Origin of the sequence: Mycobacterium deserti (assembly GCF_025345615.1) — a bacterium.
GTDB classification, from domain to species: Bacteria; Actinomycetota; Actinomycetes; order Mycobacteriales; family Mycobacteriaceae; genus Mycobacterium; species Mycobacterium deserti.
In genome coordinates this window covers 71169-87552 of record NZ_JAODWD010000006.1, presented here as the reverse complement: position 1 = coordinate 87552, position 16384 = coordinate 71169, and the positions used below count along the sequence as shown (strand labels likewise).

The following is a 16384-nucleotide window of genomic DNA, read 5'->3' as shown; positions in this document are numbered from 1 at the left end:
GTTACTTGGCGACGATGTTGACCAGTCGGCCGGGCACCACGATCACCTTCTTCGGCGTGGCACCCCCGAGGAACGCCAGCACCTTCTCGTCGGCCAGCGCCGCGGCTTCCAGCGTGTCGGCGTCGGCATCGGCGGCCACGACGATCTTGCTGCGGACCTTGCCGTTGACTTGAACCGGGAACTCGACGGTGTCCTCGACGAGATACTGCGGGTCGGCCACCGGGAACGGGCCGTGCGCGAGCGAGGTGTCATGACCCAGCCGCTTCCACAGCTCCTCGGCCAGGTGCGGCGCCAACGGCGCGACCATCAGCACCAGCGGTTCCAGCGCTGCCCGCGACCGCACACCCTGCTTGGTCAGATGGTTGGTGTACTCGATCAGTTTGGCCGCCGCGGTGTTATTGCGCAGCGCCGCATAGTCTTCCGACACTCCGGCGATCGTCTTGTGCAGCAGCTTCAGCGTGGCGTCGTCGACCGCCTCATGCTCGGCAGCGCGCTCGGTCCCCGTCGCCTCGTCGACCACCAGCCGCCACACCCGCTGCAGGAACCGATGCGCGCCCACGACGTCCTTGGTCGCCCACGGCCGCGACGCCTCGAGCGGACCCATCGACATCTCGTACACCCGAAGGGTGTCGGCGCCGTAGTTGTCGCAGATCTCGTCCGGCGACACCGAGTTCTTCAGGCTTTTGCCGATCTTGCCGAACTCCTGGTTCACCTCGATCTCGCCATCGGGTCCGGGCCAGAAGAACTTTCCGTCCCGCTCGACGACTTCGGCCGCAGGCACGTACGCGCCGCGTGCGTCGGTGTAGGCGAACGCCTGGATGTAACCCTGGTTCACCAGCCGCCGGTACGGCTCGCGTGAACTCACATGGCCCAGGTCGTAGAGCACTTTGTGCCAGAACCTCGCGTACAGCAGGTGCAGCACCGCGTGCTCGACACCGCCGACGTAGAGGTCGACGCCACCGGGGTCGTTCGCGCCGTGCTCGGCCGGCCGCGGCCCCATCCAGTAGGCCTCGTTCTCCTTGTCGCACAACCGTTCTTTGTTGTACGGGTCGGTGTATCGCAGCTCGTACCAGGAACTGCCCGCCCACTGCGGCATCACGTTGGTGTCGCGGGTGTAGGGCTTGAACCCGTCGCCGAGATCCAGTTCGACGTTCACCCAGTCGGTCGCCTTGCCCAGCGGCGGCGACGGTTCGCTGTCGGCGTCGTCGGGGTCGAACAGCACCGGTGAGTAGTCCGGGATGTCGGGCAGCTCGACAGGCAGCGACGACTCGGGCAACGGGTACGCGCGCCCGTCGGCGTCGTAGACGATGGGAAATGGCTCGCCCCAGTATCTCTGGCGGGCGAACAACCAATCGCGCAGCTTGTACTCGACGCGCGCTTTTCCTCGGCCGTCGGCCTCCAACCGACGGGTGATCGCCTCTTTGGCCGCCGCGACGGACAACCCGTTGAGGTAGTCGGAATTGACCACCTCACCGTCGCCGCTGTAAGCGCCTTCGGAGATATCGCCGCCGGCAACGGTTTCCACGATGGGCAGTCCGAACTCCTGCGCGAAATCCCAGTCCCGCTGATCGCCGCCCGGGACGGCCATGATGGCGCCCGTGCCGTAACCGACCAGCACGTAGTCGGCGATGAAGATCGGGATCTGTTGACCGTTGGCCGGATTCGTGGCGTACGCGCCGATGAACACCCCGGTCTTGGTCTTGTTCTCCTGGCGCTCCAAGTCGGATTTGGCCGCGATCGTCGCGCGGTAAGCGGCGACCGCCTCCCGGGGTGTCTGCCCGCCGTTCGTCCAACGGGCGTCGACGCCGGCCGGCCACTGGGCGGCGGTCAATCTGTCGACCAACGAGTGCTCCGGCGCCAGCACCATGTACGTCGCGCCGAACAACGTGTCGGGGCGGGTGGTGAACACCTCGAGATCGCCCGCGTCGGTGCCGAAAAGCACGGATGCGCCCGTCGACCGGCCGATCCAGTTGCGCTGCATGGTCTTGACCTTGTCCGGCCAGTCCAGCAGGTCAAGGTCGTCGAGCAGGCGGTCCGAGTACGCGGTGATGCGCATCATCCACTGTCGCAACCGTTTCCGGAACACCGGGAAATTGCCGCGCTCGCTGCGGCCGTCGGTGGTGACCTCCTCGTTGGCCAGCACAGTGCCCAATCCGGGACACCAGTTCACCAGCGAGTCCGCGCGGTACACCAGGCGGTACCCGTCGATCACGTCGGCGCGCTCGTCTGCCGACAGCGTCGACCAGGACCGGCCGTCGTCCAACCACCGTGTCCCCGAATCGAATTCGGCCACCAACTCGGCGATCGGCCTGGCTTTCTGCACCGTCGGGTCGAACCACGCGTTGTAGATCTGCAGGAAGATCCACTGCGTCCACTTGTAGTAGTCGACGTCGGTGGTGGAGAAGCTGCGCCGGGAGTCGTGGCCGAACCCCAACCTGCTCAGCTGGCGGCGGAAGTTGACGATGTTGGCCTCGGTGCGGGTCCGCGGATGCGTACCCGTCTGAATCGCGTACTGCTCGGCGGGCAGGCCGAACGCATCGAAGCCCAACGCGTGCAACACATTGCGGCCCGTCATCCGGTAGTACCTGGCGTAGACGTCGGTCGCGATGTAGCCCAACGGGTGCCCGACGTGCAGGCCCTCGCCCGACGGGTAGGGGAACATGTCTTGGACGAACATCTTGTCGGCGGGCACACCCGAACCGTCGGTCGGCGCCAGCGAGCCGACCGGGTTCGTGACGTTGAACGTCCCGTCCTCGGCCCACCGCTGCTGCCAGTCGCCCTCGATCTGCCCAGCGAGCACCGCGGTGTACCGGTGCTGCGGGGTGTCCGCGTCCTCGGTGCGGGACTCGGCGATCGGCGGTTCTGTCACGTGAACAGCGTATAAGCCCCCCGATCGTGGTTTTTCCAGGCCACGGGTTGGTCTCGGTTGCGTCACCTCCCGGTCAGGGGTTGGTCCCAGGTCGGTTCCGGCCCTGTCCTGCGGCCGATCGCCGTGGATACAGTCAGCGCCTGACCAGGGGTGTGACGAACCCCGCAATGTTGGGAAGGACCGACGTCGATGATCGAGATCACCCGCCGCTTGGGCGTTCTGGTTGCAGGAGTGGCCGCCGGGACCGCCGGCATCCTCGGCTTCGCGGGACCCACCGCGTCCGCTCAGCCCGTCTTCCCGCAACCCCCGCAGCCCGCGCCGGCCACGGTGACCCAGACAGTCGTCGTCGCTCCCGCCGCAACGCCGCAGTCGCTCGTGCAGCCGAATGTGGCGGCGGCCACAGCTGCCGCCCCCGGCCTCGCCGCCTCCCCCGGCCTAGCCGCCACTCCCGGCGCGGTCGCGAATCCGGGGCTCAACGCCGCACCCGTCGCCGCGCCCGTTGTGCCGACGATCCAGCCGGCCGCCTCGGGGACGTTGTTCGACTACTTCAAGGAGCGCAACGTCACGCTCGAGCCGCAGGCCAGCAAGGATTTCAAGGCGCTCACCATCGTCCTGCCGATGCCGCGCGGCTGGGCCCACATACCCGACCCGAACGTGCCCGACGCGTTCGCAGTGATTGCCGACCGTGTCGGCGGCAACGGCCTCTACTCCTCCAACGCGCAAGTGGTGGTCTACAAGCTGATCGGCGAGTTCGATCCGAAGGAGGCCATCAGCCACGGCTTCGTCGACGCTCAGCAGTTGCCGGCATGGCGCGCGACCGTCGGCTCGATAAGCGAATACGGCGGCATGCCGTCGTCGGTGATCGAGGGCACTTACCGCGAGAACTCACTGACACTGAACACCTCACGGCGCCACGTCATCGCCACCTCCGGACCCGACCGCTACCTCGTCTCGCTCTCGGTCACCACGAGCGTCGATCAGGTCGTCGCGGCCGCCGACGCGACCAACGCAATCATCACCGGCTTCAAGGTGAGCGCTCCGGGTGCGGCAGCACCGCGGCCCGCGGCGCCGCCGCCCGCGGCCCCGGCACCTGCGGCTCGGGCCGCCGCGCCGGGCCTCACTCAGCCGGTCGGCCTGCCGGGTTGAGCGTCGTCCCCCGGGCGAAGCCTGGCGCCCGGGGGACGCCCAACCCGACCTGACGCCTGCGGGCCTCGTATTGTGTGGCCATGCTGATCGCCGCGGTGCTGTGCCTGTGCGCAGCCGTCCTCACCGCCGCCATGGGCATGTGGCTGCTTCGCCGTCCGCTCGCCGGTGATCCCGTCCGCGAGGTCCTGCGCGCGGTGGCGCCGACCCAGCTTGCCGCGGCGGTGATGCTCGCCGCCGGCGGCGTGGCCGCGCTGGCCGCCCGCCCCGCTACCGCACTCGTGGTGTTGGTCGTCTGCGTGCTCGGCGCCGTCGGCACCGTGGCGGCAGGCTGCTGGCAGAGCGCCAAACTGGCGGCCCGCAAGGAGGCGACCACGGACGGCTGCGGTGAAGCGTGCGCGACGTGCACGCTGTCCTGCAGCTGAACGCGTTGTCGCGCAGCTGAATCAGTTCCTGCTGATGTCGATCGGATGCGTGGCCAACAGCGACGTCGGCAACGGCTGACGACGCAGTACCCGCGCCCACAGGTCGACGCGCGGCTCGACGAGAACGTCGGATGGCATCGCCGACGACACGATCCAGTCGTCCCGTTCGATCTCACCGTCGAGCTGGCCGATGGTCCAGCCCGAGTACCCGGCGTATATCCGCACTCCTTCGAGCAGCGGCGCCAGGTCATCGGGATCGGCGTCGAGATCCACCATCACCATCCGCCCCTGCACGTGGCGCAGGCCGGGGATGCCGCTCGCCTCCATGCCGGCTCGCAGAGTGGCCAGACACAGCGCGGCGTCGCGCTTGACGGGTCCACCGATGAACATCGTCTTGGGCTTGGTGGCCAGTTTCGCCCACTGCGGCAGGACGTTGTAGACGGCGGTCTCGCTCGGCCGGTTCAGCACCACGCCCAGCGTGCCGCCGTCGTTGTGCTCGACGACGTAGATGACGCTGCGCCGAAACGTCGGCTCCAGCAGGTCGGTGTTCGCGAGCAGCAGCGTTCCCGCCCGCACGCGGGGCGTGGTAGGAGCGACGAAGTCCTCCGGATCCTCTGACTGCGCCACCTCTCCATCATGGCACCAGCAACGGGTCATCGTCGCGAACAGGTGCGGCCCGCCGGGATATTTGTGTTGCGCGGTCTTTGTACTGTGGGTCGGGTTGCCGATCCCGCGAATCAGGACGTGATCACCAAGTGGCCGACGGTCGTGCGCCCATCGCCGTATGGCGCTCTGTGCGCGCTCTGCCCGAGTTCTGGCGGCTGCTCGAATTGCGAGCCGTCAGCCAGTTCGGCGACGGCCTGTTCGCCGCGGGACTGGCGGGCGCGATCCTGTTCAGTTCCGAGCGCGCCGCCGGGCCGTGGGCGATCGCCGGCTCCTTCGCCGTGACCTATCTGCCGTACTCACTGCTGGGACCGTTCGCCGGCGCGCTGCTGGACAGGTGGGACCGGCGGCTGGTCCTCATCGGCGCCAACGTGGCCCGGCTGCTGCTCGTGCTCTGCGTCGGGGCCATGCTTGCCGCCAGTGCGCACGACGTCTCAATCCTGTTGGGCGCGTTGATAGTGAACGGCTTCACCCGATTCGTCTCCTCCGGCCTGTCGGCGGCGCTGCCGGACGTGGTGCCGCGCGAGCAGGTGGTGGCGATGAACTCGGTGGCCACCGCCACCGGTGCTGCCGCGGCCTTCCTCGGTGCGATCTTCATGCTGGTGCCCCGCTCGCTGTTCGGGGACGACGACACCGGCGCGTCGACGGTCATCTTCTTCGTCGCGGTTCCCGTGGCGCTGGCGCTGCTGCTGTCGGTGCGGTTCCCGCCCGACGTGCTCGGCCCGCACGAGAGCAAGCGGTCGATCCACGGCTCGGTCGTCTACGCGGTCGCCACCGGCTGGGCGCACGGCATCCGCACCGTCTCGGCCGTGCCGACCGTCGCCGCGACGCTGTCCGGTCTGGCCGCGCACCGGATGGTGTTCGGCATCAACTCGCTGTTGGTGTTGGTGATGGTGCGGCACACCGACACTCACGTCGTCGCGGGTCTGGCTACCTCGGTGATGTTTCTCGCCGCGGGTGGAATCGGGTCCTTCCTCGCCACGATTGCGACGCCCGCGGTGGTGCGTCGGTGGGGTCGGTACGGCGCGGCGAACGGCGCGCTGGCCTTCGCCGCGGTCGTCCAGCTGTGCGGCTCGTTCCTGTACGTCCCGCTGATGGTCGCGTGCGGCTTCCTGCTCGGCGCCGCCGGACAGGTGGTGAAGCTGTGCGCCGACACCGCGATGCAGATCGACGTCGACGACGCGCTGCGCGGGCACGTGTTCACGGTTCAGGACTCGCTGTTCTGGATGTCCTACGTCTTCGCCATGGCGGTGTGCGCCGCATTCATCCCGGCCGACGGCCGTCAGCCGCTGCTGGCCCTCGCCGGCGTCGCGGTGTACCTCGCTGGACTTGCCTTGCACGCCGCGATCGGGCGACCCCGACCCCGCTAGGGTGACCGGCATGGCCGCAGCAGACCCGATGGTGGCCGACCTTCGCGCCGAGAGCGACGAACTCGACGCACTGGTCGCCGACCTTGACCCCGCGCAATGGGCGCAGCCGACACCTGCGCCGAGGTGGACGATCGCCCATCAGATCGCCCACCTGCTGTGGACCGACCGCGTCGCGCTGACGGCCGTCACCGACGAGGCCGGCTTCGCGAAGCTGCTCGAGATCGCCGCCAAGGATCCGTCGGGTCTCGTCGACGCAGGTGCCGAGGAGATCGCCGCGATGCCGCCCGATGCGCTTCTCGCGGACTGGCGTGCGACCAGGGCGCGCCTGCACGACGAGCTGCTGCGGGTCGCCGACGGCCGCAAACTGCCGTGGTTCGGTCCGCCGATGAGCGCCTCGTCGATGGCCACCGCGCGGCTGATGGAGACCTGGGCGCACGGGCTCGACGTCGCCGACGCGCTGAACGTCACCCGGCCGGCGACCGAACGGCTGCGTTCGATCGCGCACATCGGTGTGCGCACCCGCGACTTCGCGTTCGCGATCAACGGGCTGACACCACCGGCCGAGCCGTTCCGCGTCGAATTGCAGGCACCCGACGGATCGATGTGGTCGTGGGGACCCGAGGACGCCACGCAGCGGGTTGTCGGCTCGGCGGAGGACTTCTGCCAGCTCGTCACCCAGCGCAGGCCGCGAGCATCGCTGGACGTGCACGCCGACGGCGCCGATGCCGAGAAGTGGCTGACCATCGCGCAGGCGTTCGCGGGCCCGCCGGGGCCCGGCCGCGATTAGAGCGCTGTCGCCGACTCGGCCCTGCCGTCGCCGTCGCTGTCGGAGAGCCTGACGTCCCACGTCCCGTCGCCGTCGGTGTCGACGAACGCCTGCCCCTCGCCCATGGCCCGATCGGCCAACCCGTCGCCGTCGACATCGATCAGCCTCTCGACGGCGTGTCCGTCGCCGTCGACGTCGACCACCGGTCCCCCGGTGTGTTCCACACCGTCGAGCCCGAACCACCGCGTCTGCCCGCCGCGGTCGACGCTGACCGCCCAGGTGCCGGTGCCGTCGTCGGAGAAGTAGGTCGCCTCGGCGGCATCGGGAACGAAGTCGCGGACCAATTGGTCGGCCGCCCCGTCGCCGTCGAGATCGGCCATCGCGTCGTCGAGCAGGCCGTCGCCGTCGAAGTCCAACCCCACCGCTTCGAACGCGCCGTCACCGTCGAGGTCGACGTCCGCCGGGGCGGACCACATGGTTGCCGACCCGTCACCGTCTCCGAGGCAGTACTCCATGACGGTTCAGACGCCGGGGCGCTCCCGTGAGTTCCACCACTTCAGCAGTTCCCCGACCGCCTCGTCGTGATCCATCGGCCCGCGATCGAGCCGCAGTTCCTTGAGGAACCGCCACGCCTGCCCCACCTCGGGCCCGGCCGGGATGGACAGGATCCGCATGATCTCGTTGCCGTCCAGATCCGGCCGAACCCGCGCCAGATCCTCCTTCTCCGCCAGCTCCGCAATGCGTCGTTCGAGGTCGTCGTAGTTGGCTTGCAGACGCGCCGCCCGCCGCTTGTTGCGTGTCGTGCAGTCCGCGCGCACGAGCTTGTGCAACTGCGGCAGCAACGGCCCGGCGTCGGTCACATAGCGGCGCACCGCCGAGTCGGTCCAGCGCCCGTCCCCGTAGCCGTGGAACCGCAGATGCAGGTAGACCAGTTGCGACACGTCGTCGACCATCTGCTTGGAGTACTTCAACGCCCGCATCCGCTTGCGGGTCATCTTCGCGCCGACCACCTCGTGGTGGTGAAAGCTCACCCCGCCGTCGGATTCGTGCTTGCGCGTGGCCGGCTTGCCGATGTCGTGCAGCAGCGCCGCCCAGCGCAGCACCAGATCGGGCCCGTCGTCCTCCAGGTCGATCGCCTGCTTGAGCACCGTCAGCGAATGCCAGTACACGTCCTTGTGTTGGTGGTGTTCGTCGATGGCCATCCGCATCGCGCCCACTTCGGGCAGCACGACCTCGCCGAGGCCGGTCTGCACCATCAGGTCGATGCCGGCGACCGGATCGGCGCCCAGCAGCAGCTTGTCGAGCTCAGCGGCGACGCGCTCGACGGTGATGCGGTCGAGCTGCTGCGCCATCTCCAACAGCGCCTCGAGCACCCGCGGCGCGACACCGAACTGCAGCTGCGAGACGAAGCGCGCCGCCCGCAGCATGCGCAGCGGATCGTCGCCGAACGACACCTGAGGCGCCGACGGGGTGTCGAGCATCCTGGCCCGCAGCGCCGCCAAACCGCCCAGGGGGTCGTGGAATTCGCCCGGCCCGTCGCCGGTGATGCGGATCGCCATCGCGTTGGCGGTGAAGTCGCGACGCACCAGGTCGTCGTGCAGGTTGTCGCCGAAACGCACCTCGGGGTTGCGCGACACCTGGTCGTAGGTGTCGGCGCGGAAGGTCGTGATCTCGAGCCGGTAGTCGCCCTTGCCGACGCCCAGCGTGCCGAAGTCGATGCCGGTGTCCCACAGCGCGTCGGCCCAGCCGCGAAGAATCTTCTGCATCTGTTCGGGCCGGGCGTCGGTGGTGAAGTCCAAATCGGTGAGGGGCCGGCCGAGCAGCACGTCGCGGACACTGCCGCCGACGAGATACAGCTCATGGCCCGCATCAGCGAACACGGCGCCGACATCGCGCAACACCTCGCCGTTGCGGTTCAACGCAACCGCCGCGGCGGCGAGCAGTTCGGCATCAGCTGCTGATTCGGCCACGTTCGGACAGCCTAATCGGCAACGGCTCAGTCACGACCGGTGAGTGTGGCGGGAACGAATCTTCGTGGCAGCTACTATCGCTTGGGTGTCGGACGGCGAAAAGGCCAAACCACGACGGCGCCGCGGGCGTCGTCGCGGTCGCCGCGCTGCCGGTCCACCCGAAGCGGCGTTGGAGCACCACAACGGCGCGATTCAGATCAAGAAGGACTCGTCCGACGCTGCGAGCAAGCCGCAGAAGACCCGTCCGCGCCGTCCGCAGGACCGGTTGCGCACAGTCCACGAGACCTCGGCGGGCGGGCTGGTCATCGACGGTATCGACGGGCCGAAGGACGGTCAGGTCGCGGCGCTGATCGGGCGCACCGACCGGCGTGGTCGCATGCTGTGGTCGCTGCCGAAGGGCCACATCGAACTGGGCGAGACCGCAGAGCAGACCGCGATCCGTGAGGTCGCGGAGGAAACCGGTATCCGCGGCGACGTGCTGGCCGCGCTCGGCAGCATCGACTACTGGTTCGTCACCGAGGGGCGCCGCGTGCACAAGACGGTGCACCATTACCTGATGCGCTTCTTAGGTGGTGAGCTGTCCGATGAGGACGTCGAGGTCACCGAGGTCGCCTGGGTTCCGCTCAAGGAACTGCCGTCCCGCCTGGCCTACGCCGACGAACGTCGCCTCGCCGAGGTGGCCGATGAACTGATCGACAAGCTGCACACCGACGGCCCCGCGTCGCTGCCGCCTCTGCCCCGGACCTCGCCGCGACGGCGGCCCCAGACGCATTCGCACACCCGCCGTCGTCCTGACGACGCCCCGCAACCGTCCCTGGGGGTGGAGCGGAGCGACCGGGGGAAGATGGAGCCCGGCCGGCGGACGAACGGCTGCGGACAAGGTCCGTGATGCGTCCGGCGGTGCGGGCGCGGCTGTTGGCTGCCATCGCGCTGCTGCTGTTGACCGCCGCACAGATGACCGGGCCGCACGCCGCGGCGGGCGAACCGGGGTCCGTCCCCTTCCTGCAGGTGCGTATCGACCGAGTCACGCCCGAGATCGTCACCACCACCAGCGAACCGGTCGTCACGGTCACCGGGGTGGTGCTCAATGTCGGCGACCGGCCGGTGCGCGACGTCGTGGTCCGGCTCGAGGACGCCGCGGCAGTCACCTCCTCGGAAGGCCTGCGCACCAACCTCACCGGCGACGTCGACCAGTACGAGCCGGTTGCGAACTTCATCACCCTGGCCCCGGAATTGCCTCGGGGACAAGCCGTTCCGTTCACACTTGCTTATCCGCTGCGGTCCGCCGAGCAGCCGTCTCTGGGCATCGAGGAGCCCGGGGTGTACCCGGTGATGGTCAACGTCAACGGCACCCCCGACTACGGGGCGCCGGCCCGACTCGACGACGCGCGCTTCCTGCTGCCGGTGACCGGCGTTCCACCCGATCCGTCGGACGACACGGCCGACGCGCTGACCGAGGTGGTGCCGCCCGACACCTCCCGCCCCGTCCGGCTGACCATGCTGTGGCCGCTCGCCGACCGCCCGCGTCTGGCCGCGGGTGCGGCCGGCGGCACCACGCCCGTCCGGTTGATCGACGACGATCTGGCCACCTCGCTGGCCGCGGGCGGCCGACTCGACACCCTGCTCTCGGCCGTAGAGTTCGCGACCAGCCCGCAGGTCGACCCCGACGGAGCGCTGCGCGACGCGACGTGCCTGGCCGTCGACCCGGACCTGCTCGTCACCGTCAACGCGATGACCGGCGGCTACGTCGTCAACGACGGACCCGACGCCGGGGCGGGCACGCCGACGCATCCCGGCGCCGGGAAGGACGCGGCGCTGGCTTGGCTCAACAGGCTCAAGGCGCTGGCGAAACAGCTGTGCGTGACGCCGACGGTCTACGCGCAGGCCGACCTCGACGCATTACACCGGGTCGGCGACCGCGGTCTGTCCGCGATCGCCACCAACGGCGCAGGAGGTGTCGTCGACCAGATTCTCGGCATCGCGTCGGTGCGCGGCGCCACCCTCGTCGGCGACGGACCGCTGACCGGCGGGGCCGCTGAGCTGCTGGCCACGCAGGGGCGGACGGTCGCGATCTCGGCGGCCGACCTCGCCGACAGGTCCGAGACCACCAGCGACAGCAACGAGCCGGGCACCCCCGACGTGCGTCCGGTGCGCTACACGCCGGAACTGGTCGCGGCACCGTTCGACCCGACCGTCGGCGCCGCGCTGGCCGGCTTGGGCACCGAGCCGATGGCACCCTCGTATCTCGATCCGGCACTCGACGTGCCGCTCAAACACGATTCGGCCGTCGCGCGGCGACAGGACGCGCTCGGTGCCATGCTGTGGCGCGGCCTGGAGCCCGGCACCGAACCACGCACCCAGATCGTGATGCCGCCCCTGTCGTGGAGTGTCACCGCCGACGATGCGCGGGCGATCCTCACGGCGGTGGCCACGACCATCAATTCCGGTCTGGCACAACCGCGTCCGCTGACCGCCGTGATCGCCGAAGCCGCTGCGGTCCCCTCGGGCCAGTCTCGGTTGCCCGGTGACCAACTCGGCAATCCGCGCGGCCGGTTCGACGACGCCGTGGTCTCCGGAGTCGCCGGCGTGACGGGTCGCCTGTGGGGCCTGACCGCCGCCCTGACCACCGATGCGCAGACCGGGCTGACGGGGGCCGAATACACCGCGCCGCTTCGCGAGGACATGCTGCGCGCGTTGAGCCAGTCCGTACCCGCGGACGCCCGCAACGGCCTTGCTCAGCAACGATTGACGACGGTTGGCCGCACGGTGGACGACATTTTCAACGCGGTCACCATCGTCAACCCCGGCGGGTCGTACACGCTGGCCACCGAACGCAGCCCATTGCCGCTGGCGCTACGCAACGACCTGCCGGTGCCGGTCAAGGTCAGGCTGCAGGTCGACGGCCCGCCGGGGATGTCGGTCACCGACATGGGCGAGATCGAGTTGCCGCCGGGCTACCTGCCACTGCGGGTACCGGTCGAAGTCCACTCCACCCAGCGGTTCGCCGTCGACATCACGTTGCGCACCGCTAACGGCTTGTCGCTGGGCGAATCCGTGCGCCTTTCCGTGCATTCGAACGCCTACGGCAAGGTGCTGTTCTTCATCACGCTCTCGGCCGGTGCCGTACTCGTGCTGCTCGCGGGCCGCCGGCTGTGGCACCGGTTCCGCGGACAACCCGACCCCGCCGACCTCGACCGCCCGGATCCACTGGACGTCGCCCTGCACTTCGACGACGCGGGCACCCCCGGAACGAAACCCGGACCCACATGAGCACAGCAGGGCGCCACGGCAGACCGGGACCGCCACCGCAGCCACCAGCCGACCTCGGCTCGCGCCCGCCCCGCCACGAAGCCGGTCCGGTGCCGCCGCGCGGCAGGCCCGTCACCCCCGGCCCGCCGAGGCGCCGAAAAGCGCCCCCGCCACGGATCTCCCGCGGTCCCGCACCGCGGCGCCGCGCGGGTCGGCCCGAACTGTCCGACGCCGCCGTCGTGTCGCGGTCGTGGGGAATGGCGTTCGCGACACTGATCAGCCGGCTCACCGGCTTCGGGCGCATCGTGCTGCTCGCGACGATCCTGGGCGCGGCGCTGTCCAGTGCGTTCTCGGTGGCGTTTCAGCTGCCGAACCTCATCGCGGCGCTGGTGCTCGAGGCGACGTTCACCGCGATCTTCGTGCCGGTGCTGGCTCGCGCCGAACGCGACGATCCCGACGGCGGAACGGCGTTCGTGCGTCGGCTCGTGACGCTGGCGACCACGCTGCTGCTGATCACCACCGCGCTGTCGATCGTCGCCGCGCCGCTGCTGGTCGGCCTCATGCTGGGCGACGACCCGGAGGTCAACCGCGAGCTGACGACGGCGTTCGCCTACCTGCTGCTCCCGCAGGTGTTGTTCTACGGGCTGTCATCGGTGTTCATGGCAATCCTGAACACCCGCAACGTGTTCGGGCCGCCGGCCTGGGCGCCGGTGTGCAACAACATCGTCGCCATCGTCACCCTGGTCCTGTACCTGATTGTGCCGGGCGAACTCTCGCTCGACCCCGTCGAGATGGGCAACGCCAAGCTGCTGGTGCTCGGGGTCGGTTTCACCTTGGGCGCGGCGACGCAGGTGCTGGTGCTGCTGGTCGCGATCCGGCGTGAGCGTGTCAGCCTGCGGCCGCTGTGGGGCATCGACGATCGGCTCAAGAAGTTCGGCACGATGGCTTCGGCGATGGTGCTCTACGTGCTGATCAGCCAGATCGGTTTGATCGTCGGCAACCGGATCGCCAGCGACGCAGCCGCTTCCGGGCCGGCCATCTACAACTACACCTGGCTGGTGTTGCAGTTGCCGTTCGGCATCATCGGCGTGACGGTGCTGACGGTGGTGATGCCGCGGCTGAGCCGCAACGCCGCGGCCAACGACACCCCGGCGGTGCTGGCCGACCTCTCACTGGCCACGCGGTTGACGATGGTGACGCTGATCCCGATCGTGGCGGTGATGACCGTCGGCGGTCCCGCGATCGGCAGCGCCCTGTTCGCCTACGGCAACTTCGGCGACGTCGACGCCGGCTACCTCGGGATGGCGATCACGCTGTCAGCGTTCACACTGATTCCGTACGCCCTTGTGCTGCTGCAACTTCGGGTGTTCTACGCCCGCGAGCAACCGTGGACCCCGATCGCGTTGATCGCCGTCATCACCATCGTCAAGATCGCCGCCTCGGTGGCCGCGCCGCATCTGACCGACGACCCCGATCTGGTGGCCGGCTATCTGGGCCTGGCCAACGGCCTGGGCTTCGTCGCGGGCGCCACGGTCGGTTACGTCCTGCTGCGCGCCAACCTCAACCCCCCCGGTGGCCGGCTGCTCAGTCTGCAGGTGGTGCGCACCATCCTGGTCACGATCGCAGCCTCGTTGATCGCCGGGCTCACCGCGCACGTCGTCGACCACCTGCTGGGGCTCCACGCGCTGACCCGCGACTGGGGCGGCGGCGGATCGCTGCTGCGGCTGCTCGTGCTCGGCGTGATCATGGTGCCGATCGTGGCCGGGATGCTGATCGCTGCGAAGGTCCCCGAAGCACAGGCCGCCCTCGGCGCCGTGAAGCGACGCCTGGGTCGGGGCGCCGGACCCACGCCCGACGGGCGGCCGACGGTAGCCCCGGCGACGAATATGCCCCCCGACCGGCCGCGGCCCGGGAGGTCACTCACGTACGCTGAGCAGAGGAATTCGTTCGCGCCGCCGCGCCGTCACGTACCAGCGGCGGTCCGGCGCGGGCCTCCGGCAGGGGTTGCCGGGGACTGGATGGGGAAAGGACCAGCGGTGACCAACGAACCCGCAGGCACCCCGCCGCCCGGACCCGACAGCACGGCCACCACGAAGATCCCCCTGCAGTCGCCTGACGATTTCCGGCCCGACGTGCCCGCCGACGAGTTCACCCCCGACGTGCCGGAGCCCGAAGCCACCGCTGAGTTCCCAGCCGAGCGCGCCGGGTATCCCGGGGACGGCCTGCGGGACTCCCCCGAGTATCCGGAGGCGACCACCGAGCTGCCCGTCGAGGCCAACGGCACCGCCCGCATCCCGGTGTCCGGCAGGCCGCCGTCCGATTACGGCGGCGACCCGACCCGTGAGCCGCTCGCGTTCGACGCCCCGCGCGAACCCGACATCGAGGCCGCGACGTCGGACGAGGACGTTCACCTCATCCCCGGTGCCACCATCGCCGGCGGGCGATATCGCCTGCTGGTGTTCCACGGCGGACCGCCGACCCTTCAGTTCTGGCAGGCGCTCGACACCGCGCTGGACCGCCAGGTGGCGCTTACCTTCGTCGACCCCGATGCGACGCTGTCCGACGAAGAGCTGCAGGACATCCTCAAGCGCACCCTGAAGCTGAGCCGCATCGACATGCCCGGCATCGCTCGCGTGCTCGACGTCGCGAACACCGGCTCCGGCGGCCTGGTGGTCTCGGAGTGGATCCGCGGCGGCTCGCTGGCCGAAGTGGCCGAGACCTCGCCGTCGCCGATCGGCGGTGCCCGGGCCATCCAATCGCTGGCGGCGGCCGCCGAACAGGCGCACCGGTCCGGTGTCGCGCTGTCGATCGATCATCCCAGCCGGGTGCGGGTCAGCATCGAGGGCGACGTGGCGCTGGCGTTCCCGGCCACTCTCCCCGAGGCAAACCCCGAAGACGACATCCGCGGGATCGGCGCGGCGCTCTACGCGCTGCTGGTCAACCGGTGGCCGCTGGACCAGACGGGCGTGCCCAGCGGGCTGGAGTCAGCCGAACTCGACGCCGCAGGCCAGCCCATCGAACCGCGGGCCGTCGACCGCGACATCCCGTTCCAGATCTCGGCCGCCGCGGCCCGCGCGGTCCAGGAGGGCGGCGGCATCCGCAGCGCACCGACCCTGCTGAACCTGCTGCAGCAGGCCACCGCGATTGCCGACCGCACCGAACTGATCAACCCGGTCGACGAACCCGGACCCGAGTCGCCATCGCCCGTACGGGCAGGGCCGGACGACGATCCGGAGTTCCAGGCCCGCCGGCGTAAGGGCCTCATGATCGGGCTCAGCGTCGGCGCCGCGATCGTCATCATCGCGCTGGTGGTGCTGGCCTCGGTGCTCAGCCGGATCTTCGGCGACGTGGGCGACGGCCTCGGCGGTGACGAACTCGGTCTCAACGCCCCGACGGAGTCGCAGGAGGCAGGCGGCGCCGGCGGCAACGCCATCAAACCTTCTCGCGTGACGGTCTTCTCGCCCGAAGGCGAAGCCGATGCGCCCTCGGAGGCGGGGCTCGCGATCGACGGCAACGTGTCGACGGTGTGGCCCATCGACACCTACAGCGATCCCGTTCCGTTCCCCGGCTTCAAGAACGGCGTCGGGCTGATGCTCGAGCTGCCGCAGCCGACGACGCTGGGCGAGGTCGACATCAACCTCAACAGCACCGGCACCGCAGTGGAGATCCGGTCGGCGCAGACGCCGACCCCCTCGACGCTGGACGACACCACCCTGCTGACCGGGCCCACCACCCTGCAGCCCGGACCGAACACCATCAAGGTGGAGGGTGCGCAGCCCACGTCCAACGTGCTGGTCTGGGTGTCGACGCTGGGCCAGGTCAGCGGGGAGAGCCGCTCCGACATCGCCGAGGTCACGCTCAAGCCGTCCGGCTAGCCGTCCCGGACCGCTATCCCCAGCCCCGCAAACTTGTGTCGGGAGCCACCCGCG

11 protein-coding genes are annotated in these 16384 nt (G+C 69.7%); 7 read left to right on the top strand and 4 right to left on the bottom strand.

Annotated features, from left to right (window positions below):
- Nucleotide 1: 1 nt before the first annotated feature.
- Entirely contained in the window at nucleotides 2-2869 is a 2868-nt protein-coding gene (gene leuS / locus N4S67_RS23135; protein WP_260995383.1) for a leucine--tRNA ligase, read from the bottom strand.
- Between the two features lie 189 nt (nucleotides 2870-3058).
- Here leuS and N4S67_RS23130 point away from each other — a divergent pair, with 189 nt between their 5' ends.
- Complete coding sequence (locus N4S67_RS23130; RefSeq protein ID WP_260995382.1) at nucleotides 3059-4015, top strand: LpqN/LpqT family lipoprotein; 957 nt, start codon at nucleotides 3059-3061, stop codon at nucleotides 4013-4015.
- Nucleotides 4016-4095: 80 nt separating this feature from the next.
- Nucleotides 4096-4437, top strand: coding sequence for a hypothetical protein (locus N4S67_RS23125; RefSeq protein ID WP_260995381.1), 342 nt, complete (start codon nucleotides 4096-4098; stop codon nucleotides 4435-4437).
- A 21-nt stretch (nucleotides 4438-4458) separates the two neighbouring features.
- Here N4S67_RS23125 and N4S67_RS23120 read toward each other — a convergent pair whose 3' ends face one another.
- On the bottom strand, nucleotides 4459-5064 hold the full coding sequence (locus N4S67_RS23120) for a YqgE/AlgH family protein (protein WP_260995380.1): 606 nt from the start codon (nucleotides 5062-5064) through the stop codon (nucleotides 4459-4461).
- A gap of 128 nt (nucleotides 5065-5192) precedes the next feature.
- Between N4S67_RS23120 and N4S67_RS23115 the strand changes: the two genes are divergently transcribed.
- A complete protein-coding gene (locus tag N4S67_RS23115; RefSeq protein WP_260995379.1) occupies nucleotides 5193-6470 on the top strand; it encodes an MFS transporter in 1278 nt (425 codons plus the stop codon).
- Between the two features lie 10 nt (nucleotides 6471-6480).
- Complete coding sequence (locus N4S67_RS23110) at nucleotides 6481-7257, top strand: TIGR03084 family metal-binding protein (protein WP_260995378.1); 777 nt, start codon at nucleotides 6481-6483, stop codon at nucleotides 7255-7257.
- On the opposite strand, the gene N4S67_RS23105 is transcribed toward N4S67_RS23110, so the two are convergent.
- Together N4S67_RS23105 and N4S67_RS23100 are read right to left on the bottom strand one after the other, a co-directional pair.
- Entirely contained in the window at nucleotides 7254-7751 is a 498-nt protein-coding gene (locus N4S67_RS23105) for a pullulanase (protein WP_260995377.1), read from the bottom strand. The genes N4S67_RS23110 and N4S67_RS23105 overlap by 4 nt on opposite strands.
- Before the next feature lie 6 nt (nucleotides 7752-7757).
- Nucleotides 7758-9206, bottom strand: a complete 1449-nt coding sequence (locus N4S67_RS23100; protein WP_260995376.1) for a CCA tRNA nucleotidyltransferase — start codon at nucleotides 9204-9206, stop codon at nucleotides 7758-7760.
- A gap of 85 nt (nucleotides 9207-9291) precedes the next feature.
- Between N4S67_RS23100 and N4S67_RS23095 the strand changes: the two genes are divergently transcribed.
- From N4S67_RS23095 to murJ, 3 genes are read left to right on the top strand one after another with little or no spacing between them, the layout of a single operon-like run.
- The gene (locus tag N4S67_RS23095) at nucleotides 9292-10095 is read left to right on the top strand and encodes an NUDIX hydrolase (protein WP_260995375.1); all 804 of its coding nucleotides are present in this window, start codon (nucleotides 9292-9294) and stop codon (nucleotides 10093-10095) included.
- The gene (locus tag N4S67_RS23090) at nucleotides 10095-12476 is read left to right on the top strand and encodes a DUF6049 family protein (RefSeq protein WP_260995374.1); all 2382 of its coding nucleotides are present in this window, start codon (nucleotides 10095-10097) and stop codon (nucleotides 12474-12476) included. Before N4S67_RS23095 ends, N4S67_RS23090 begins: the two co-directional genes overlap by 1 nt.
- Nucleotides 12473-16330, top strand: a complete 3858-nt coding sequence (murJ, locus tag N4S67_RS23085) for a murein biosynthesis integral membrane protein MurJ (RefSeq protein ID WP_260995373.1) — start codon at nucleotides 12473-12475, stop codon at nucleotides 16328-16330. Before N4S67_RS23090 ends, murJ begins: the two co-directional genes overlap by 4 nt.
- Nucleotides 16331-16384: the final 54 nt, after the last annotated feature.

Coding starts and splice junctions, on each gene's coding strand:
- N4S67_RS23130 (WP_260995382.1), top strand. CDS start 3,059: ATGATCGAGATCACCCGCCGCTTGGGCGTTCTGGTTGCAGGAGTGGCC.
- N4S67_RS23110 (WP_260995378.1), top strand. CDS start 6,481: ATGGCCGCAGCAGACCCGATGGTGGCCGACCTTCGCGCCGAGAGCGAC.
- N4S67_RS23090 (WP_260995374.1), top strand. CDS start 10,095: ATGCGTCCGGCGGTGCGGGCGCGGCTGTTGGCTGCCATCGCGCTGCTG.
- N4S67_RS23125 (WP_260995381.1), top strand. CDS start 4,096: ATGCTGATCGCCGCGGTGCTGTGCCTGTGCGCAGCCGTCCTCACCGCC.
- N4S67_RS23105 (WP_260995377.1), bottom strand. CDS start 7,751: ATGGAGTACTGCCTCGGAGACGGTGACGGGTCGGCAACCATGTGGTCC.
- murJ (WP_260995373.1), top strand. CDS start 12,473: ATGAGCACAGCAGGGCGCCACGGCAGACCGGGACCGCCACCGCAGCCA.